Consider the following 19,288-nt stretch of genomic DNA (forward strand, 5'->3'; position numbering starts at 1 on the left):
GTGCGTCCGCGCGCCGCGCTCGGCGCCGCTCTTGAAGGCCTTGGACGCTGGCGCCCGGCTGCGGGAGAAGGGCCAGAACTTCATGGCTGGCGCCCCCCCGCGGCAGGCTGGGAGGCCGCACTGCGCGCCGCCTGGGCGGACGCGGCCGGGGCGGGTGCCGCTGCCTGGCCGGGCCGGTTGACGTAGTGGGTCACGGCGGCCGAGGCGGTGCGCATCTGCAGCTTCTCGCGCGCGACCTTCTCGACCCGCAGCGGCGTGGCCTGGGCGCGCTTCTCGACCTGCAACTGCTCGAACTGGCTCTCCAGCGCGCGCGCCTCGGTCTGGCTGCGCTCGACCTCGACGAACAGGCGGCGCGCCTCGTAGGACACGCGCACCAGGTAGAGCCCGCTGAGCACCAGCGCGACGAACAGCACCGCGTTGAGCCGTGTCATGCCGGGGCCTCCGTGCGCTCGGCCACGCGCAGTACCGCCGAGCGGGCGCGCGGGTTGTTGGCCACTTCGGCCTCGCCGGGCTTGATGCGGGCCACGGGCAGCAGCCGGGGGTCGGGCACCGGCGCAAAGGGCGCGCGGCGGTCGATCTCGGTGCGGCTGTGGCGGGCGATGAACTGCTTGACGATGCGGTCTTCCAGCGAGTGGAAGCTGATCACGGACAGGCGGCCGCCCGGTGCCAGCAGCGCCAGGGCCGCGTTCAACCCCTGCTCGAGTTCCTCGAGCTCGGCGTTGACGTGAATCCGAAGAGCCTGAAAGGTACGCGTCGCAGGATCCTGCCCCGCCTCCCGGGTCTTGACCGAGCGAGCCACGAGTTGGGACAGCTCGGCCGTGGTGCGAACGGGACTGCCGCTTTGCCGGCGAGCCACAAGCGCCTTTGCAATCGACACAGCAAACCGTTCTTCGCCATAGTTGCGTATCACCTCTGCGATCTGCCGCTCGTCGGCGCGGGCCAGGAAGTCGGCCGCGCTTTCGCCGCGGGTGGTGTCCATGCGCATGTCCAGCGGACCGTCGAAACGGAAGCTGAAGCCACGCTCCGGCGTGTCGATCTGCGGCGAGGAGACGCCGAGGTCGAGCAGCACCCCCGATACCCGGGCCACCCCGCGCCGGGCGCAGGCCTCGGCCATCGCGGCGAAGCTCTCGTGCTCGATGGAAAAACGCGGGTCCTGGACCCGCGTGCTGGCTGCTATGGCCTCGGGATCCTTGTCGAAGGCCAGCAGGCGTCCCTGTGGCGAGAGGCGCGACAGCACCAGAGAAGAGTGTCCGCCGCGACCGAAGGTCCCGTCTATATAAAACCCGTCGGGATCGTGGACGAGTCCATCCACCGCCTCGTGCAACAGGACGGTGCGGTGCTGCCGGGTGCTGCCCTCAGCGCTCATGGCTCAAAAGGTGAAGTCTTTGAGCACGTCGGGCATGCCTTGCTGCATGACCTCGGCCTCGTGGGCGGTGTAGCGGGCGGCGTCCCACAACTCGAAGTGGCTGCCCATGCCGAGCAGCATCACGTCCTTGGAGAGACCGGCCGCGGCGCGCAGCTCGGGCGAGATGAGCACGCGCGAGGCCGAGTCGATCTCGACGTCCATCGCGTTGCCCAGAAAGATGCGCTTCCAGCCACTCGCGGACATGGGCAAGGCCGCGATCTTGTCGCGGAACGCCTCCCAGGCCGGGCGCGGAAACACCATCAAACAGCCCTCCGGGTGCTTGGTAATCGTCAGCTGTCCGCCGGCCATGGCGGCCAGCACGTCGCGATGGCGCGCAGGAACGGAAAGCCGCCCCTTTGCATCCAGCGACAACGCTGAGGCCCCTTGGAAGACGAAGTTCGACACAAACACCCACTAATCTGCACTTTGTCCCACTTTAACTTGGCGGTCCCGCCGGGTCAAGGCGAGACGTAAAAAATGTCTAATTAAATCAAGCACTTACAACCGGAGCCCGGACCCCCTAGTTTTAAAAATCCGTTCAAAAATAAGGACTTGCGCATTGCACTGAAAGTTTTCGGTGAAATGGCCGGCTCGGAAGCCAGGATCAGAAACGCGAACAAGTTGGCAGGCAAACGGTAAGAAAAAGAAACTGCTGCCAGCGGAAATCGCAGGTTGGAGCGACTTCCCAGGGCCCTGCCGCGTGCGGCGCCTGACACTGAATGTCTGAACAAGCGCGAATCACGACACGGGGGAGCGTTTCCAGCCGTGACATTCCCCAAGCCGGATGTGTTTGTGTGGAAGGTCGGATCCCGGCGGAGCGCGGGGATGGGCGGGCGGACCGGGCCTGTTGCCCGGGCTGCCCGGAGGCCGCGCAGCGAGGGCGGACACGCAGGGGTGCGCCCGAGAATGAGCAAGAGCAGGCCGGCAAGGCCGGCCCCACTCGGTTCAGGCCTCGATCGCGGCCTGAATGGCGGCACAGAAAGCCGCGGGCGCCTCCAGCATCATCATGTGTCCGGTCCCGGGAAGCACCGTGGCGCTGCGCGCCGCGGCCTTCACCCACCCCGGCACGTCCCAGCCGTCGACCGAGCGCTCCCCGGCCAGCAGGTGCAGCGGCGTGCCGCGCTCGACCACCTCCCGCACCCCTTCCAGGTAGCCGGGCAGCGCCGTTTCGCGGACCACCGCGCGCGCCATGCCCTGCACGGTCTCCGGCGGCTGGTTCTGCAGGATTTGTTCGGCCCACGACAGCCGCTCCGGGCTCACCTCCACGCCGCTGCGCTCCAGCCAGCCCTTCGGATCGCCCTGCAAACGCCGGTACTGCGCGGCCCACTCCTCCTCAGCCAGCGGCGCGATGCCGCGACACCAGAAGGCGTCGTTGAGCGTGAAGTTACCTTCGACGCTGATCACGCCCAGCACCCGGTCGGGCGCAAGCCGGGCGACCTCCATGGCGACAGCACCACCGACGCTGTGGCCCAGCACCCAGCTCGGCCGCCCCACCTGCTCGCGGAGGTAGCGGCCGACGAACTGCGCCTGCAGCTCCAGCGACAGAGGGCTGCCCGGCGAAGCGCCGGCGTTGGCGCCGTAGCCGAGCAGATCGGGGGTGAAGGTGTCGAGGCCGGGCAGGTGACGGGAGGGCGAGAAGTAGCTGAGCGAGCCGAGCAGGCCGTGCAGCAGGACCAGGGCGGGGCGCGATTCCATCGAGGTGTGGTGTGATTGGCAGGGACCGCAATGGTATGCCGTATGGCCGTGCGACCTGCACGGTGCCGTGGAGGGAAGCGACTCAGTGCGCGGGGGTCGAATCAGCCCTGCTCAAGGTCCGGACCGGGCGCGCGGGGTTGCCGCCTACGACGGTGTCCGGCGGCACGTCCCGGGTCACGACGGCACCGCTGCCGACGATGGCGCGGTCCCCGATGGTGACCCCCCTCAGGATCGTCGCTCGCGCGCCGATCCAGACGTCGTTGCCGATCGTGACCGGCTCGCAGTTCGTCGCCGGGAAAGGCTCCTTGCGGCGCCGCGCCGCCGCATCGTAGGGGTGCCCGTCGAAGTCGTAGATCCACACGCCTGCGGCAATCAGGCAATGGCGGCCGATCGTGACGGAGGACGCGGCATGCAGCGCGCAGCCGTGGCCGATGAAGGTCCCGTCCCCGATGACGATCAGCGGGTGCTCGCCCAAGCGGTTGCTGAAACTGAAGGTCGACACGCCGGACAGCCGGACCTGCCTGCCGATGCGAAGGCGGCCGCTGCCGCTCACGTCGGGCAGGGTCTCCATCTGAAAACCTTCGCCGACGGCACAACACTGGCTGCGAAGCAGCGGCTCATAGTAGAAAAACCGCAGCATCCACCGGACCAGCTCACGCACCGTGACATGCGCCGTGTAGAGCCCCGCGAAGAGGGGCCGGCTGACGCGGTTGACCGGGAGGTGGAAGCAAAGAAGCCGGCGTGCGAGATTTTTCAGGGCGCCCCAGAGCGGGCCCTCCCCTCTGCGCAGAGCAAGCAGGAGTTTCATCATTGCCGAGACAACAGGTCGTGCGCTCCGGCGCGCCTCGGTCGAAACAGCGTCTCGACCGGCGGCATCGCCTGGCGGGATAAAGCGCGGGCCGGGCCGCGTACGGAAAGTGCGTCGCATCCATGGCAACACCGTCTCGCGACACGCAGCCGGGCCCACGCGCACACCCTAGCAGGCGAGGCATGGCCTTGGACAAGGACCTGCAGACTTGCCCCCCCTGAGTCAGGGAGCGGCCAGCTCCATGCGCCACCTTTTCGCGGCCCATACAGCCGATAAAAGGTGACATAACGATGAAGCAGATAATAGGAAAGATACCCATCGTCCCGCAGCGCGGCAGCCACTCTGGCAACTGCCCCGTAGCCCTAGCGATGGCCCGAAGAATGGCTAACGGCTCGTCCGCTTGGGCGGGGACAGGATGTTCGCGTGCCCGCCGGCCTCCACCCCGTATCCCCGACTACGATAGTCGTAGTAGCCAGGCCGCCGCGATCCCGTGATGCTTGCGCCCACTGAGGGAGCCAGCCACGGTGAACACAACCGACCACATTCCGGCGCGCCGGATCAAGCAGGCGCGCAAGGCCTCGGGCATGAGCCAGCGGCAGCTCGGCATCGCTGCCGGTCTTGATCCTTTCATGGCCTCGACCCGCATCAATCGCTACGAACTCGGCGTCCACAAACCCGACTACCTCACTGCGCGTCGCCTCGCCTGCTGTCTGGATGTGCCGGTCGCTTTCCTCTACTGCGACGACGACGAGTTGGCCGAGATGCTGCTGATGCTGCACCGCCTTCCCGAAGCCGTCCGCCGTGACGCCTTGCAGAAGATCGAAGACTTGTCGGACGACGACGAGCCGCCACCCGGCGCGGCGGACGACCTCCCCGCCATTCGGTAAGCAAACGAAATGTCCGACCCGGCGCCGCCTCGCGACGGGTCTTTCACCCCTCACACTTTTTGCCCCGTCGCAAAAAGGACGCGCTATAGCGCCCACGAGGGAGCCTGGGAGGGCCCCGGCGACTGGACCCGCGACATCAACGTTTCCGGAGAGGGTTCAACCATGAACGACACACCCGATGCGGCCCCTGCCCAGGGGCCCGCAGACCATCACCTGCGCGTTCTCGAACGCGTCGCCACCCTGCTGTCGTCCGAGCAGGCCCCCGAGGACCTGCCGGGGCAGGCCTTGTCCGCTTGCCTGCCCGAGCTGGGCGACTTCGGTGTGATGGATCTCGCCGATGGCGAGCTCACGCAGCGTTTCGTCCGGGCGCATGAAGACCCAGGGGTCGAAGCGCTGCTGCAGCAGCGGCCTCCGGTGTCCGCGAAGCACGCGGCACCCACGCTGGAGCCGGACGACATCGCCGAGCGTGAGCCGGCCACGCACACGGTGGACCTTGAGCTTCCGCTGCCACCAGCGCCCTTGCCGTCCGACTGGCCGCCCGCCTTGGCCTTCGGCTCCATGGTGTCGGTGCCGATCCGCCATCACGGTGGATTGCTGGGCGCCCTGGCGTTGTTCATGGGCCGCTCGGGCCGGCAGCACAGCCCTCAGGACCGCGACTTCGCCGAGTCGCTCGCGACGCTGGTCGCGCCCGCGTTGATCAACATCCGTTTGCGCAAGACGCAGGCATCCACCCAGGCGGCCTTGCAACGCAGCGAAGAGCGGCTGCGCCTCGCGGTGGAGGCCGGTCGCCTGGGGCTGTGGGACTGGGACGTGGTCCAGGGTCGCATCCACTGGTCGGAGCTGGTCTACACGCTCTATGGCCTGCCGCCCGAGGGCTGGACCGGACCCTCCGTGGACTTCCTGACGCGACTGCACCCCGAGGATCGTGAACCGATGAAGCTCAAGGTGCACGAGGCCCTCAGGACCGGTGCCCTGCCCGCCGCCGAGTTCCGCATCCTGCATCCCGACGGACAGCCGCGCTGGGTCGCCATCTACGCCACCATTCACCAGGATGCCGAGGGCCGCCCCTTGCGCATGGTCGGGGTGAGCTACGACGTGACCGAGCGCCTGCAGCTGCTGGACGCAACGCGCCACGCCCGGGCCGATGCCGAAGCGGCCCGGCGTGACGCCGACGCCGCCAACCGCGCCAAGGACGAGTTCCTCGCGATGCTGGGCCACGAGCTGCGCAACCCGCTCGCCCCCATCGTCACCGCGCTGCACCTGATGGACCGGCGCGGCGACCCGGCGAGCCAGCCGGAGCGCGAGCTGATCTCGCGCCAGGTGGCCCACCTCTCGCGGCTGGTCGACGACCTGCTCGACATCAGCCGCATCACGCGCGGCGCCATCGAGTTGAAGCTCGAAGTGCTGGACATCGCCTTCATCGTGCGCCGCGCGGTCGAGCAGGTCTGGCCGGCGCTGGAGAAACGCGGCCTGCGTTTCGACGCCAGCCTGCCTTGCGAAGCCCTGCCGGTGTCGGGCGACGCCACCCGGCTGGTACAGGTCTTCGTCAACCTGCTCGGCAACGCCGCCAAGTTCACTCCCGCCGGCGGACATGTCGCACTGGAGGTGGAGGCCGACGACGGCTCGGTACGCGTGGCGGTGAAAGACACCGGCGCCGGCATCGCGCCCGAGCTGCTGCCGCGTGTGTTCGACCTGTTCGTGCAGCGGCCGCAACCCAGCGACCGGATGGAAGGCGGCCTGGGCCTCGGGCTGACCATCGCGCGCCGCCTGGTGGAGATGCACGGCGGGCGGTTGACCGCGGCCAGCGAGGGGCCGGGGCTGGGCAGCGTCTTCACCGTCGAGTTGCCACGGGCCGCGATCGCGCCGGCCCCTGCCACGCCGCCGATACCGGCAGCGCCCCGGCCCGCGGCCGGTCGGCTTCTGGTCGTCGACGACAACCCCGACAGCGCGGAGATGCAGGCCCAGCTGCTGGCGCTGGGAGGACACGAGGTGCGGGTGGCTTTCGACGGGCCTTCGGCCCTGGCGATGGTGGCCGACTACACGCCGGACGTGGCGGTGCTGGACATCGGCCTGCCGGGCATGGACGGTTATGAGCTGGCGCAGCGCCTGAAGGCCTTGCCTCAGCTGTCCCGGCTTCGGCTCGTGGCCTTGACCGGCTATGGGCGCGAGCCCGACAGGGAACGGGCGCTGCGCAGCGGCTTCGACCTGCACCTGGTGAAGCCGGTCGATCCGGAACGGCTATTGAAGTCGATCCAGGAGCTGGTCGAGGCTCGCTAGGGCCACGCCGCGCGCGACCCGGGCACATGCTGCGCTTGTACGGCCCGAGGGCGTGAGCGGGGGCCATGCAGGACGGCATGGCCTCCAGCCCATGAACGCGCTCGCGCCGTCACAGCTCAGGCCGGCACCAGCGACTTCGGCCGCTCGACGCCGTACCCCTGCACGAAGTCCACGCCCATGACCCGCAGCGCGTCGATGAGCTCCTGGTTCTCGACGAACTCGGCCACGGTCTTCAGGCCCATGCGGTGCGCGATGGTGTTGATCGCCTCCACCATCGCATAGTCCACCGGGTCCTGCAGCATTTCCTTCACGAAGCTGCCGTCGATCTTCACGTAGTCGACCGGCAGCTGCTTCAGGTAACCGAAGGAGGACATGCCGCTGCCGAAATCGTCGAGCGCGAAGCGGCAGCCCAGCCGCCGCAGGCAGGCGATGAACTCGATCGCCAGCGGCAGGTTGGCGATGGCGGCGGTCTCGGTCACCTCGAAGCAGATCGCGCTGGGCTCGACCTGGTACTGCCGGATCTTGTCGGTGACATAGTCGGCGATCGTCGGGTCGCACATGGTGACGCCCGAGAGATTGATCGAGAACTTGAGGCGCTGGCCGAACTCCCGGGCACAGCGTGCGTGCAGCTCCAGCGCCTTGTCGATCACCCACTTGTCGATGCCGGTCATCAGCCCGTAGCGCTCGGCGGCAGGCAGGAAGGCCATGGGCGGCACCACACGGCCGTTCTCGTCACGCAGGCGCACCAGGATCTCGTAGGACATCGACCCGCCCTGCCCTTCGGTCAGCGACTCGATGCGCTGCCCTTCCAGGAACAGCCGGTCCTCGCTGAGCGCGTTCTGCAGTTTCGAGACCCAGTCGATCTCGCCCTGGCGCTGCACCACGCTCTGGTCGGTATCGTCGTAGACATGCAAGCGGTTGCGGCCATGGTCCTTGGCGAGGTAGCAGGCGGTGTCCGCCATGCGCAGCAGGTCGCTGCGGCTGTGGCGGCCGTCCAGGATGGCCACGATGCCGATGCTGACGCCGATACGGAACACCTTGCCCTGCCAGACGAACTGCAGCTCGCTGACCTGCTGCCGCAGGTCCTCGGCCACCCGCAGCGCGGACGGCAGGGGGCAGTCCTCGAGCAGCACGCCGAACTCGTCGCCGCCCAGCCGGGCCAGGGTGTCGTCCTTGCGCACCTGCCGGCCCAGCACCTGGCTCAGCTGCTTCAGCAAGGCATCGCCGGCAATGTGCCCGCAGGAGTCGTTCACCACCTTGAACTGGTCCAGGTCGAGGAACATCAGCACGTGCTGCCGGCCCTGGCGCTCGGCCTTGGCGATGGCGGCATCGAGGCGTTCGTCGAAGGCGGTGCGATTCAGCAGGTCGGTGAGCGGGTCGTGGCTGGCCTGGTAGGACAGCTCGTGCGCGAGCTGCCGGGTGCGGCTCACGTCGTGCATCACCATGACCGCGCCCCAGAGCTGACCCTCGCCGCCAAAGATGGGCGCCGCCGAGTGCTCGATGGGGCGGCGCACACCGCTGCGCGACTGGATGGCGTTGTCCTCATGCCCGGCGCTCGCCGTGCGGCTGGCCATCGCATGCACCAGAGGATCGGCGGGCAGCGGCTGCCCGGCGGCGTCGACGATGCGCACGACCTCGGCCGCCTCGCGGCCCGCCGCCTGCCCCACCGGCCAGCCGGTCATCACTTCGGCGGCCGGGTTCAGGTAGGTCAGCCGGCCACGGGCGTCGGTGGTGACGACGCCGTCGGCGATCGAGCGCAAGGTCACGGCCAGCAGCTCCTTCTCGCGGAACAGGTCCTGCTCGGCCTGCCGCTTCTCGTCGGTCCGGCGCGCGGTCAGTCGTGCCTGCCGCGTCAGGAAGACGGCACTGGCAAGGATCAGCAGGGTGCAGATGAAGGCGGCGGTGAAGATACGTCCTCGCGCGACCCGGAACTCCGCCAGCGTGGTGCTTTCCGGAACCGCCACGACCACATAGAGGTCGTGCTTGCCGACCGGTACGACCGAGTGGAAGCGCGGGACACCGTCGATCGTGCTGACCACGGGGGCCGGCGGGCGCCCCTCGGGCGACAGCGCGAATTCCACGCTGCCCGGCGGGAGCCGGTCGCCCACGCTGTGATGGCCGTCGGCGGAACGCGCGCGGTAGATGCTGTCGCGCCCGATCACCCCGACGAGCGCCTGCGGATGGCCTTTGATCGTGAATCCGCGCGTGAGGAACAGCGGGTCGAAGACGACCACCACGGCACCAGCAAAACTGCCGTCGCCGCGCAGCAGTCCCTTCGAGGACGGCATGACCCAGGTGTGCCGGACCCGGCTCTGCACCGGGGGCGACACGAACAGGGCTGCGCCCGGGTTGCGGCGCGCTTCGAGGAAATACTGGCGGTCGTCCAGCCACACGTCGGGCAGCGGGCCGGTGCTGGAGAAGACACGCCCCAGCTCGTTGACCAGGTGCACGGTCGGCGCGGCGGCCTGGTCCAGGAACAGGTGGTCGCGCTCCAGGCGGTGCAGATCGACGACGCCGTCGCGCTCCTGGAGGTATTTCACCATCGTCGCCGTCTGGTCGACGCGCTCCAGCAGCCGGGCGGTGCGCTCCGCCAGCTTGTCGGCGGCGCTGTCGGCCTGCAGGTAGGCGAACTGCACCGCGGAACGTCGGTTGCCGTCGACCCACAGCAGGGCCGCCGCCCACAGACCGACGATCGAAACCGTCGATGCGAGCACGCACCACGCCAGGATCCGGCGCGGGGCACCCGTGGACGGGAGGTCTATCAGACTTGGCAGCATAGGAAAAGCAAAGCGCCCCGCAAGGCCAGAAGTCGGTATATCGGCCGCCGGAGCCCAACCTTGAGACGTTTTGCCGAGCGCTTGAGGCTTTTTGTCGCGGCGGCAAGCGCTGCGCTTTCTGTCGCATGCGCGACATTTCGCACATCTTTGTGAAATTCCCCCTTCAATTCCCCGTTCCCCTGCCGAAACCACATAAGCCTTTCCCCAACTACCTAGGAAGACTTTTTCCATGTTCAGCAAGTTCTCCCGCACCGTCTCGATCGCCCTCGTGGCCGGTTTCGTCAGCTTCGGCGCCGCCGCCCAGGAACGCGGCACCAAGGAAGAAGCCAAGGCGATGGCTGAAGCGGCCGCCGCCCACGTCAAGAAGGTCGGCACCGAGAAGGCCTTCAAAGACTTCGCCACCGACAAGGCCACCTGGATCAAGAAAGACATGTACGTCTTCTCGCTCGACTTCAGCGGCAACATGCTGCTCCACCCCATCACGCCGCAGCTGGTGGGCAAGAACCTGTCTGCCATGAAGAGCGACAACGGCACGAGCAGCACGGCGCAGATGACCGAGATCGCCAAGACCAAGGGCGCCGGCTGGTACGAATACGACTTCACCCACCCGGCCACCAAGAAGGTCGAGAAGAAGGCCTCCTACGTGATCCGCAACCCGGGCGCGGACTCCTACATCGGCGTCGGCGTCTATCGCTGAACCGTTGCAGCGGCCCGTGTCGCGGCCTGCCGGCCGCCGCACGGGCTTCTTTTCGTGCCCGGCTGTGCCTGCCTGCCGGCTTTCCCCTAGAGACCTGTGTATGAACAAGACCTTGGCCAATCTGCCCATCGGCGTCAAGATCGCCATCGCGCCGCTGCTGGTTGCGCTTTGCCTGCTCGGCGTCAGCCTTCAGAGCTACCTCGGCAACCGCGCCACCGAGGCCGACCTGCAACAGCTGACCCAGAACAGCCTGCCGCGAATCCAGATCGCCAACACCTTGATCAGCCAGGTCGCCTTCGTCGACGGCATGCTGCAGAAAAGCATGCTCTACGAGGAAACCACCCAGTCCAAGCAACAGGTCAAATGGGTCGACGAAGCCATCCGCAAGGAGCTCGGCCTGATCACCACCAATCTCGCCCAGCTCAAGAAACTCGCGGCCTCCGACGCCGCGGCAATGCAGCAGATCACGCAGGCGGAACAGAGCCTGGGCAAGTACCGCAAGGCGGTGGACGACGTGTTCGACATCAAGGCCGCCGGCGTGGCGGCCGCAGCGATGTTCAGCTCGATCGCCGAGCAGCACTTCGAGAGCCTGCGCAAGCAGCTGTCCACGCTGACCCAAGCCGAACTCAAGGCGAGCGAGGTCCAGTCCTCGAACGTCGCGGCCCGCATCCGGGCCACCAATCTCGGCACCGTGATCGCGACGACGATCGCGCTGCTGCTGTCCGCCGGCGCGATCGCGCTGTGCCTGCGGCTGATCCTCACACCGCTGAGCCAGGCTGTGGCCGCGGCCAAGCGAGTCGCCTCGGGTGACCTGGTGCACCAGCACCTGGAGGTCCATTCGGATGCCACCGGCCAGGTGCTGGCCGCCCTGAACGATGTCACCGAGAAGCTCAACGGCATCGTCAGCGGCATCCGCCGCGCCTCGACCGAAATCGAGAGCGCCTCCAGCGAAATCGCCAGCGGCAACCAGGACCTCTCGGACCGCACCGAGCGCACCGCGGCTTCGCTGCAGCAGACCGCCTCGGTGGTCGAGCGCCTGAGCACGACGGTGCAGGACACGGCCGAGACCTCGCGGCTGGCCAGCCGCCTGGCCGCGGAAGCCTCCGAGGTGGCCGGCGAAGGCGGCTCGGCAGTGGCCGAGGTCACCACCACGATGGCTGCCATCAACGAACAGTCGCGCCGCATCGCGGACATCACGGCCGTGATCGATGGCATCGCCTTCCAGACCAACATCCTGGCGCTGAACGCCGCGGTCGAAGCCGCGCGGGCGGGCGAGCAAGGCCGCGGCTTCGCGGTGGTGGCGCAGGAAGTGCGTTCGCTGGCCCAGCGCTCGGCGACCGCCGCCAAGGAGATCAAGTCGCTCATCGCCAGCTCGACCGAGCGGGTCGAGGACGGGACCCACAAGGTGCAGCGTGCGGGCGCGACGATGGAGCGTATTGTCCAGTCCATCCGGCAGCTCGCCGACATGGTCGCCGAGATCTCGACGGCCACCGGCGAACAGGCCGGCAGCATCGAGCAGGTCAACCAGACCGTGAGCGCGATGGAAGCCACCACGCAACAGAACGCGGCGCTGGTCGAACAGGCCGCCGCGGCGACGCAATCGCTGCGTCGCCAGGCCGAGGGCCTGGTGCACGCGGTGTCAGCGTTCCGGGTCGCCTGAGGCTCGCCTCGCCCGCCTCCTGCGCCACCACAGCCACACACCGCTGACGCCGAATCCCGCCAACACCGCCCCGAACACGAAGTTCAGCACCAGCTGCCCGGTGCCGCCCAGGCGTCCGATGTGCAGCGGATAGATCCACGCATAGCCCCGTGCGCCGGGGTCCAGCTCGCTCCATCGATGGGCCGCCAGGATGCGACCGTCGTTCGGGTCGAACCACACCGAGCTGAGGCCGTTGGGATGCGGGTCGTCCGGCAGCCGGAAGCGGATGCGCCCTGCCGCACCGGCGCCGGCCGGCCATTGCACATAGCCGAGCTGCCCCGCGGGAAAAATCGTGCGCGCCTGCTCGACCACGCGCTCCAGTGAGGCCGTCGTCGCCTTGGCGGCAGGGAGCGGCGGCCGCACTGGGGGCGGCTTGAGCGGCACCGCGCCGGCCACCCCCGTCACCCACACCGAGATCGGCCGCCACGCCATGTAGGCACCGGTCAGCACCGACACCAGCACACCCAGCCCCAGCACCGCGCCGCCCACGCGATGCAGGTCGAACAGGCTGCGCGTCAGGCCCGCGACGAGCTTGATGCTGAAGGCATGGCGCCACTTCGAGGGCCACCACAGCACCGCGCCCGTGACCAGCAGCAGTACATAACTCAGCACCGCCAGCGCGAGCAGCGCCCGGCCGGTTTCCTCCATCAGCAAGGTGGCGTGCAGCTCGAACAGGACGTTGAACAGGCCTTCGTGCTCGCCGCGGCGGCCCAGCTCGGTGCCGCTGGCAGGGTCCAGGTGCAAGGTGCCGCTCCAGGGACCGCGCACATAGACGTGCAGCGTCTCGCCGGGCTCGCGGGGCGGGCGGAAGGTGAAGCCGGTGCGGGATCCGAACTCGGCGCTCAGCCGTTCGCGCACGGCGTCCAGCCGAAACACGGCGCCGGGCGGCGCGGCCGGCGCCTGGAACAGTTCCGGGTGCAGCGCCTCGTCCAGCGGCCGGGTCACGGTCAGGGCTGCCCCGGTCAGTCCCGCCAGCAGCAGGAGCAGCCCCAGGCTCAGCCCGACCCAGCGATGCGCCAGCAGCCACAGCCGCCGCGCCTTCAACAGCGCCACGGCAGCCGCTTCAGAAGTCGAACTTCGCCGCCACGCGCAGGGTGCGCGGCAGGCCGGTGCCCAGCAGGCCGTTGCCGGTGGTGCTCCAGTAGTCGCGGTCGGTGGCGTTGTCGAGGTTGGCCTGCACGGTCACCGGCAGGTCGTTGAAGCGGGTCGCATACCGGGTGCCGACGCTCAGCGTGGTGTAGCTGCCAATGCGGCCGGTGTTGGCGTTGTTCACGTAGCGCTTGCCCACGTGGTAAACGCCGGCGTTCACCGACCAGCCCGGCACGGCGGCGACCTTGTGCTCAGCGAACAGGCTGAAGGTGTGCTTCGGCGTGTTCTCGGGGGTCTTGTCGAGCTCGTTGGCGATGCGCGTCTCGGTGATCTCGGCGTCCAGCAGCTGGGCTGACGCGATGAGGGCCCAGCTGGGGCTCAGCTCGCCGCTGGCCGACAGTTCGAGGCCGCGATAGCGGCTGCGACCTGCCAGGATCAGCGCCTTCGTGCTCGGGCCGGAGGGCACGCTCGTGGTCTGCTGACGGTCGATGTCGAACACGGCCGCCTGCAGCAGCAGCTCGCGTGCCACGCGCGCCTTCACGCCCAGCTCCTTCTGCGTGCTCACGGCCGGAGGCAGGAACTCGCCCTCATTGCTGTAGGCCGGCCGGGTAGGCTGTGGCGTCTCCTCCAGGCCCTTCAGGTAGCTGACATAGAAGGACAGGCTCTCGTTGGCCTTGAACAGCACCGAGTAGTTCGGGGTCGTGTGGCGGGTCTTGTAGCGAGTAGCAGGCGGATTGGTGGGGCTCACGATCACCGAGTCGTAGCGATAGTCGGTGTGGCGCAGTCCGGCCAGTACCTGCCAGCGCTCGCTGAGGATCACGCGGTCGGACACGTAGAGGCCGCGATCGACGATCTTGGTGTCGGTGGAGCCGTTGGAGGCGGGCAGCTCCTGCCGAGGCAGCTCCACGGGGTGGTCGATGTTCTGCCGCGAGATCGTTCCGTTGGGATAGTTCAGCCAATCGTCGTGGCGCCGGTTGCGGGTGATGCCGGCGGTCAGCTCGTGCGCGATGCTGCCGGTCGAGAAGCGCCCGGCCAGCTCGGCGCGCTGGTTGTTGTTCGTGAAGGTCTGGTCGTCAGCGAAGGCCTGCGTCACGGTACCCGTGCCGGAGGCCGGATCGGAGAGCGTGAACATCGACAGCCGACGGTCCCGCACCGTGCGCGCCCGGCCCGCCTCCAGCGTCAGCAGCCAGCTGTCCGACAGCGAGATGTCGGCGCGCAGCAGCGCATTGGTCGCCTCGGCCTTGTAGCGCTGCCACTCGCTGCCCAGGTTCTGCGTGTTGTCCGGCACGCGGGGCAGCGGCAGCGGCACCAGCCAGGCGGTCGGCTCGCTGACGTTCTTGCGGTAGTGCTCCAGGTCGAACTTCAGCTTCACGGCCGGCGACACGGTCCAGTCCCAGGCCAGCGAGGCCATCGAGCGCTCGCCGGTCACGTCCTCGATGCCGTTCTCGACCCGGCCGCCCGCCACGTTGACGCGCAGGCCCATGTCGTCCTCGGTGCCGAAACGCCGCCCGATGTCGGCATGCACATCGGCGCCGCCATGGTTGTTGACCGAGGTCGTCAGGCTCGTGACCGGCGTCGCGGTGGCCCGCTTGGTGACGTAGTTGACGATGCCCGAGGGCGGCAGGATGCCGTAGTACAGCGAGGACGCGCCCTTGAGCACCTCGACCCGCTCCTTGTTCTCCAGCGGCACCTCCACCAGGTTGATGACGGGCAGCGAGCCATTGAGCCGGTGGTTGCCGCGGTTCTCGACCAGGATGCCGCGGATGGAGATGTTGTCGTAGGTCGAGCCGTTGAGCTGCGAGCGCGTCACGCCGGCGGTGTTGCGCAGCGCTTCATAGAGGGTGCGTGCGCCCTGGGCGTCCAGCACTTCGCGGGTCACGGCGTTGTTGGTCAGCGGCACGTCCAGCGGGTCCTGGTCGCGGAAGGTCCCGACCTGCACGCTGCGGGAGCTGAAGCTGCGCGCGCGCTGCCCAGAGACCGTCACTTCCTTCAGCGTCGTCGCGGGCTCCGTGGCCGGGGGGGAGCTCTCGGCCTGGGCCGAGACGCCGGTGCAGAACAGGGAGGCCGCAGCAAGGGAGAGCAGGGAGGGAACGGGAGCACGAAGACCCGGACGGCAAGGGCCGACAACGCGACGCATGAGAGATACCATCTTTTACAGAAATGAGAATTGTTCGCATTCTAGGCGGTTTTCTTGCCGCTAAGCTCGCGCACCGCTGGAGGCCTGCTTCTTGCTGCCAGCCAGACGACGGCCCTGGCTGCGGGCCGAGATGGCGCCGTGCGCCGAGGGAGATGGTCGATGAAAGTGGTGGTCCTGTTCCAGGGAGGCGGCTCGCTCGGCGCCTTCGCCTGCGGCGTCTGGAAGGCGCTGGCGCCGCTGCTGCAGCAGGCCGGCGCCCAGCTGGTCGGCGTCGGTGGCGCTTCGATCGGCGCCGTCAATTCCGCGCTCATCGCGCGCCACCATGCCGACCCCGACCTGGGTGCCGGCCGGCTCGAGCACTTCTGGCGCGAGCGCATCGCCACGCCGTCCTTGCCGTTTCTCGGCCCCGCGGGCAACGCGGGCGGGCTGTGGCCTTTCGAGGCCTGGTGGCCCGGCCAGCCCGCGGCGCGCAGCTGGAACGGCGTATTGACCGGGCTGCTGGTCGGCAACCGCGCGCTCTACCGCGCCAACCCGGCCCACTGGACACCCTGGGCCGCGCTGCAGCGGGTGCACCTGCCATTGCTCGACCGCAGCCGCATGTGGAGCACCTTGCACGAGGTGTTCGGCAGTTACCGCAGCAACGCGGTGCAAGCGCCCTGGCTCGGCGTGCCGGCGGTCGACGTGCAGGCGGGCGAGCTCAGGCTCTTCGACAGCGACCGCGAGACCGTCACCCCCGCGCACCTGGCTGCGAGCACCGCCATACCGCTGATGTTCGAGCCGGTCGAGATCGACGGCCGCCTCTACTGGGACGGCGACCTGATCCGCCACTCCATGGTGCCGCTGGCGCTGCAGGCGCTGCACGCGCACGGCCGGCTGCAGGACGGCGACGATACGCTGCTGGTCAGTGTCGAGCAGGTGGCGCGGCGCGCCGCCGCGCGGCCGGTGGCCGGGCTGGAGCTGGCCGCCCGGCTGCTCGACCTGCTGCAGCTCGACAAGTTCTCGGCCGCCGAGGCGGCCCACCCGGGGATAGGCCGCGTGCTGCGCATCCGCCGCGAAGCCTTCCCTCACGACACCATCTCGGGCCACTTCGACTATTCGCCCGAGCGCATCGACGAACTCATTGCGCAGGGCGAACGGCTCGCGCTGCAGGCGTGGCAGGAGCCCGCTCCCGCCGCGCCCGAAGCCGCGTCCGCCGACCCTGCCGCCACACCGCGGCGCCGCTCCGGCAGCGCCGCCTCCCCCACCTCTTCTTCCCTGCGCTGATACTTCTTATGCCCACCCCCAAACCCGCGGCCCCCCGGGCCTGGCGACGCCAGGCCGAGCAGCTGCTCAAGGAAACTTTCCGCCTGCCCCGCCTGCGCGAGGCCCAGGTGGGCGTGATCGAGCGCGTGATGAAACAACGCTCCACGCTGGCGATCATGCCCACCGGTGCCGGCAAGTCGCTGTGCTACCAGCTGCCGGCGCTGCTGCTGCCGGGCCGCACGGTGGTGGTCTCGCCGCTGATCGCGCTGATGAAGGACCAGTGCGACAAGCTGCGCAAGCGCCGCATCGCCGCGGTGGAGCTGCACAGCGCGCTCAATGCCGCCGACACCGCCGAGGCCGAGGCGGCCATCGCCGACGGCTCGGCCCGGCTGGTCTTCACCACGCCCGAGCGGCTCGCGGATCCGGCCTTCATGGAGCTGCTGCAGCAACACTGGGTCTCGCTGCTGGTGATCGACGAGGCCCACTGTGTCTCGCAGTGGGGCCACGACTTCCGCCCGGCCTTCCTGGAGATCGCCAGCGGCTGGAAGGCGCTGGGCCGGCCGACGGTGCTCGCGCTGACGGCCACGGCGACCCCCAATGTGGCCGAGGACATCGTGGCCCAGCTGAAGGTGCCCGACATGGAGGTGCTCAATGCCGGCGCCTGGCGGCCCAACCTGTACTTCAGCGTCGAGCAGCTCACCAGCGATGACGCACGTCACCAGCGCCTCATCGCCCTGGTGGCGGCGGCCGAGGGGGCGGGCATCGTCTACACGGCAACGGTGAAAGCGGTCGACGCAGTCTACGAGGCGCTGCAGGCGGCCGGCATCGCGGCAGCCCGCTACCACGGGCGGCTGGGCTCGCGGGAGCGCCACGAGCAGCAGGACCTGTTCATGAACCGCAAGGCCCGCGTGATGGTGGCCACCAATGCCTTCGGACTGGGCATCGACAAGCGCGACACGCGTTTTGTCATCCACTACCAGATGCCCGGCGGGCTCGATGCGTACTACCAGGAGTCCGGGCGCGCCGGCCGCGACGGCAAGCCGGCAAGCTGCATCCTGCTGTACTACCACCGCGACAAGGCGGTGCAGCAGTTCCTGATGGCCGGCCGCTATCCCGGCGAGGAGGAGGTGGGCCAGACCTGGGATGCGCTGCGCACCGAGCCGCCGCCGCGCACGCTGGCCGAGCTGCAGGAGCGCAGCGGCCTGCCGCGCAACAAGCTGCAGGTCACGCTGAAGCTCCTGCGAGATATCGGCGCGGTGGCGCAGAACCGCAAGCGCGAGCTGCAGGTGCGGCAGGAGCGGCTCGATCCGGCCAGCATCGCCGAGATGGTCGGTGCCTACCGCGAGAAGACCGAACGCGACCGCGAAATGCTGGAGCGCATGGTCTTCTATGCGCGCACCGGCTACTGCCGCTGGAAGGTGTTGCTGGAGCACTTCGAGGAGGAGCCGCCCTTCGAGGACGGCTGCCAGCACTGCGACAACTGCCTGCGTGCGAAAGCGCGCGCCGAGCAGGCCCGCCAGGAGGCGGCTGAAGCGAATGCCGAGCCGCTGCCCAATTCCACGGTGCCGGCCCCGGACTCGCCTCGTTCGGCCTTCCGCCCCGGCGACGCGGTGCGCGTGCCCCGCTACGGCGACGGCGAGGTGGTGGCAGCCGATGCCGAGAGCGTGCGCATCGCCTTCCCCGACGGCCGCACGCGCAGCTTCGTGGCCGACTACGTGGAAGCCGTCGCCGCCTGAACCGGCTCAGGCCACCACCGACTCCAGGAACTCCGCCAGCGCCTCGGTCGGGTCCTTGCGCTCCGAGCCCACCATGCGGATGCCCCACTGCCGCAGCACCGCCGCCTGCACCGGGTTGGGCTGGGCCGAAAAGATGTAGGACGGCGGCTGCGGCACCCCCGGCACCGCCGCATTCCACATCTGCGAGAGGCGGTAGAACATGTAGCGGATGTTGATGTCGGCAAGGCTGTAGCCGATGAACAGCACCGAGCGGCCCAGCACGTCGGCGCGCAGCTTGATGTCCAGCGGCGATTCGAACTCGAGCCGCCGGAAGTAGCTGCTTTCGTCGAGCACGATGGACTCGTCGTTCTCGAAGTCGCCGTGGAACTTGATGATCTGCGGCACGCCGGGGCGGATGCGCGCCAGGTCGGCGACGCTGACGACCTTGACGTAGTCCTTGCGGTAGTGGTCGAAGGCATTCTCCAGCCAGCGGTCGTAGTTGGTGGTGTAGATGAGGTCGAAACCGCCGTGCACGATGAGCTTGTGCACCTTGGAGTGTTTCACCGAGATCTTCTCGCCGTGCCACTGCCGGTCCATCCAGCTGCGCAGCGGCCCGATGCTGCCGTGCTGCAGCCGGAAGTACTCGGCCAGCGCCAGGTAGCTGCCGTACTCGCGGAACTCGGCCGGCTCGTGGCCCAGCTCCTGCGCCATGTGGTCGATCAGCTCGCTCCACGGCGGCAGGCCGAGCGCGAAGGACACGCCGGCGCCGACGAAGAGGATCACGGTGCGCTCGCGGCAGGCCTCGCGCAGTTCCTCGACGTGGCCGGCGGCCATGGTGAGCTGGTTCGCAACCGCCTTCG

At 68.7% G+C, this 19,288-nt stretch carries 15 protein-coding genes; 6 read left to right on the top strand and 9 right to left on the bottom strand.

Going from position 1 to position 19,288, the window contains the following annotated elements; translation table 11 throughout:
• Positions 1-80: 80 nt before the first annotated feature.
• The 5 genes from ftsL to OOT46_RS05845 all read right to left on the bottom strand — a co-directional run bounded on the left by ftsL (position 81) and on the right by OOT46_RS05845 (position 3,908).
• Positions 81-431 (bottom strand): cell division protein FtsL, encoded by a 351-nt coding sequence (gene ftsL, locus OOT46_RS05825; RefSeq protein ID WP_265402651.1) that lies wholly within the window; start codon positions 429-431, stop codon positions 81-83.
• The gene (gene rsmH, locus OOT46_RS05830; protein ID WP_265402652.1) at positions 428-1,366 is read right to left on the bottom strand and encodes a 16S rRNA (cytosine(1402)-N(4))-methyltransferase RsmH; all 939 of its coding nucleotides are present in this window, start codon (positions 1,364-1,366) and stop codon (positions 428-430) included. The genes ftsL and rsmH overlap by 4 nt, the downstream gene beginning before the upstream one ends.
• A 3-nt stretch (positions 1,367-1,369) precedes the next feature.
• Entirely contained in the window at positions 1,370-1,810 is a 441-nt protein-coding gene (gene mraZ / locus OOT46_RS05835) for a division/cell wall cluster transcriptional repressor MraZ (RefSeq protein ID WP_265402653.1), read from the bottom strand.
• A gap of 540 nt (positions 1,811-2,350) precedes the next feature.
• The gene (locus tag OOT46_RS05840) at positions 2,351-3,100 is read right to left on the bottom strand and encodes an alpha/beta fold hydrolase (RefSeq protein WP_265402654.1); all 750 of its coding nucleotides are present in this window, start codon (positions 3,098-3,100) and stop codon (positions 2,351-2,353) included.
• Between the two features lie 82 nt (positions 3,101-3,182).
• Complete coding sequence (locus OOT46_RS05845) at positions 3,183-3,908, bottom strand: acyltransferase (RefSeq protein WP_322114233.1); 726 nt, start codon at positions 3,906-3,908, stop codon at positions 3,183-3,185.
• A gap of 524 nt (positions 3,909-4,432) precedes the next feature.
• Between OOT46_RS05845 and OOT46_RS05850 the strand changes: the two genes are divergently transcribed.
• Positions 4,433-4,795, top strand: a complete 363-nt coding sequence (locus OOT46_RS05850) for a helix-turn-helix domain-containing protein (RefSeq protein WP_265402655.1) — start codon at positions 4,433-4,435, stop codon at positions 4,793-4,795.
• 162 nt (positions 4,796-4,957) lie between these two features.
• Positions 4,958-7,072: an ATP-binding protein gene (locus tag OOT46_RS05855; RefSeq protein ID WP_265402656.1), complete on the top strand. Its 2,115-nt coding sequence runs from the start codon at positions 4,958-4,960 to the stop codon at positions 7,070-7,072.
• 116 nt (positions 7,073-7,188) lie between these two features.
• On the opposite strand, the gene OOT46_RS05860 is transcribed toward OOT46_RS05855, so the two are convergent.
• Positions 7,189-9,786 (bottom strand): EAL domain-containing protein, encoded by a 2,598-nt coding sequence (locus OOT46_RS05860; RefSeq protein ID WP_265402657.1) that lies wholly within the window; start codon positions 9,784-9,786, stop codon positions 7,189-7,191.
• 292 nt (positions 9,787-10,078) lie between these two features.
• On the opposite strand from OOT46_RS05860, the gene OOT46_RS05865 reads away from it, so the two are divergent.
• Entirely contained in the window at positions 10,079-10,546 is a 468-nt protein-coding gene (locus tag OOT46_RS05865; protein ID WP_265402658.1) for a cache domain-containing protein, read from the top strand.
• 100 nt (positions 10,547-10,646) lie between these two features.
• Complete coding sequence (locus tag OOT46_RS05870; RefSeq protein ID WP_265402659.1) at positions 10,647-12,206, top strand: methyl-accepting chemotaxis protein; 1,560 nt, start codon at positions 10,647-10,649, stop codon at positions 12,204-12,206.
• On the opposite strand, the gene OOT46_RS05875 is transcribed toward OOT46_RS05870, so the two are convergent.
• Both OOT46_RS05875 and OOT46_RS05880 read right to left on the bottom strand, forming a co-directional pair.
• Positions 12,186-13,298, bottom strand: a complete 1,113-nt coding sequence (locus OOT46_RS05875; protein WP_322114234.1) for a PepSY-associated TM helix domain-containing protein — start codon at positions 13,296-13,298, stop codon at positions 12,186-12,188. The genes OOT46_RS05870 and OOT46_RS05875 overlap by 21 nt on opposite strands.
• 10 nt (positions 13,299-13,308) lie before the next feature.
• The gene (locus OOT46_RS05880) at positions 13,309-15,318 is read right to left on the bottom strand and encodes a TonB-dependent siderophore receptor (RefSeq protein WP_265402660.1); all 2,010 of its coding nucleotides are present in this window, start codon (positions 15,316-15,318) and stop codon (positions 13,309-13,311) included.
• A 312-nt stretch (positions 15,319-15,630) separates the two neighbouring features.
• Between OOT46_RS05880 and OOT46_RS05885 the strand changes: the two genes are divergently transcribed.
• Both OOT46_RS05885 and OOT46_RS05890 read left to right on the top strand, forming a co-directional pair.
• Positions 15,631-16,734, top strand: coding sequence for a patatin-like phospholipase family protein (locus OOT46_RS05885; RefSeq protein ID WP_265402661.1), 1,104 nt, complete (start codon positions 15,631-15,633; stop codon positions 16,732-16,734).
• A gap of 8 nt (positions 16,735-16,742) precedes the next feature.
• Positions 16,743-18,449 (top strand): RecQ family ATP-dependent DNA helicase, encoded by a 1,707-nt coding sequence (locus OOT46_RS05890; RefSeq protein ID WP_265402662.1) that lies wholly within the window; start codon positions 16,743-16,745, stop codon positions 18,447-18,449.
• A gap of 6 nt (positions 18,450-18,455) precedes the next feature.
• Here OOT46_RS05890 and OOT46_RS05895 read toward each other — a convergent pair whose 3' ends face one another.
• Positions 18,456-19,262: an SIR2 family protein gene (locus OOT46_RS05895; protein ID WP_265402663.1), complete on the bottom strand. Its 807-nt coding sequence runs from the start codon at positions 19,260-19,262 to the stop codon at positions 18,456-18,458.
• Positions 19,263-19,288: the final 26 nt, after the last annotated feature.

This window comes from Aquabacterium sp. A7-Y (assembly GCF_026153205.1).
In the GTDB taxonomy this organism is placed as follows: domain Bacteria; phylum Pseudomonadota; class Gammaproteobacteria; order Burkholderiales; family Burkholderiaceae_C; genus Caldimonas.

Coding starts and splice junctions, on each gene's coding strand:
- rsmH (WP_265402652.1), bottom strand. CDS start 1,366: ATGAGCGCTGAGGGCAGCACCCGGCAGCACCGCACCGTCCTGTTGCAC.
- OOT46_RS05845 (WP_322114233.1), bottom strand. CDS start 3,908: ATGAAACTCCTGCTTGCTCTGCGCAGAGGGGAGGGCCCGCTCTGGGGC.
- OOT46_RS05895 (WP_265402663.1), bottom strand. CDS start 19,262: ATGGCCGCCGGCCACGTCGAGGAACTGCGCGAGGCCTGCCGCGAGCGC.
- ftsL (WP_265402651.1), bottom strand. CDS start 431: ATGACACGGCTCAACGCGGTGCTGTTCGTCGCGCTGGTGCTCAGCGGG.
- OOT46_RS05890 (WP_265402662.1), top strand. CDS start 16,743: ATGCCCACCCCCAAACCCGCGGCCCCCCGGGCCTGGCGACGCCAGGCC.
- OOT46_RS05870 (WP_265402659.1), top strand. CDS start 10,647: ATGAACAAGACCTTGGCCAATCTGCCCATCGGCGTCAAGATCGCCATC.
- OOT46_RS05840 (WP_265402654.1), bottom strand. CDS start 3,100: ATGGAATCGCGCCCCGCCCTGGTCCTGCTGCACGGCCTGCTCGGCTCG.
- OOT46_RS05865 (WP_265402658.1), top strand. CDS start 10,079: ATGTTCAGCAAGTTCTCCCGCACCGTCTCGATCGCCCTCGTGGCCGGT.
- OOT46_RS05855 (WP_265402656.1), top strand. CDS start 4,958: ATGAACGACACACCCGATGCGGCCCCTGCCCAGGGGCCCGCAGACCAT.
- OOT46_RS05885 (WP_265402661.1), top strand. CDS start 15,631: ATGAAAGTGGTGGTCCTGTTCCAGGGAGGCGGCTCGCTCGGCGCCTTC.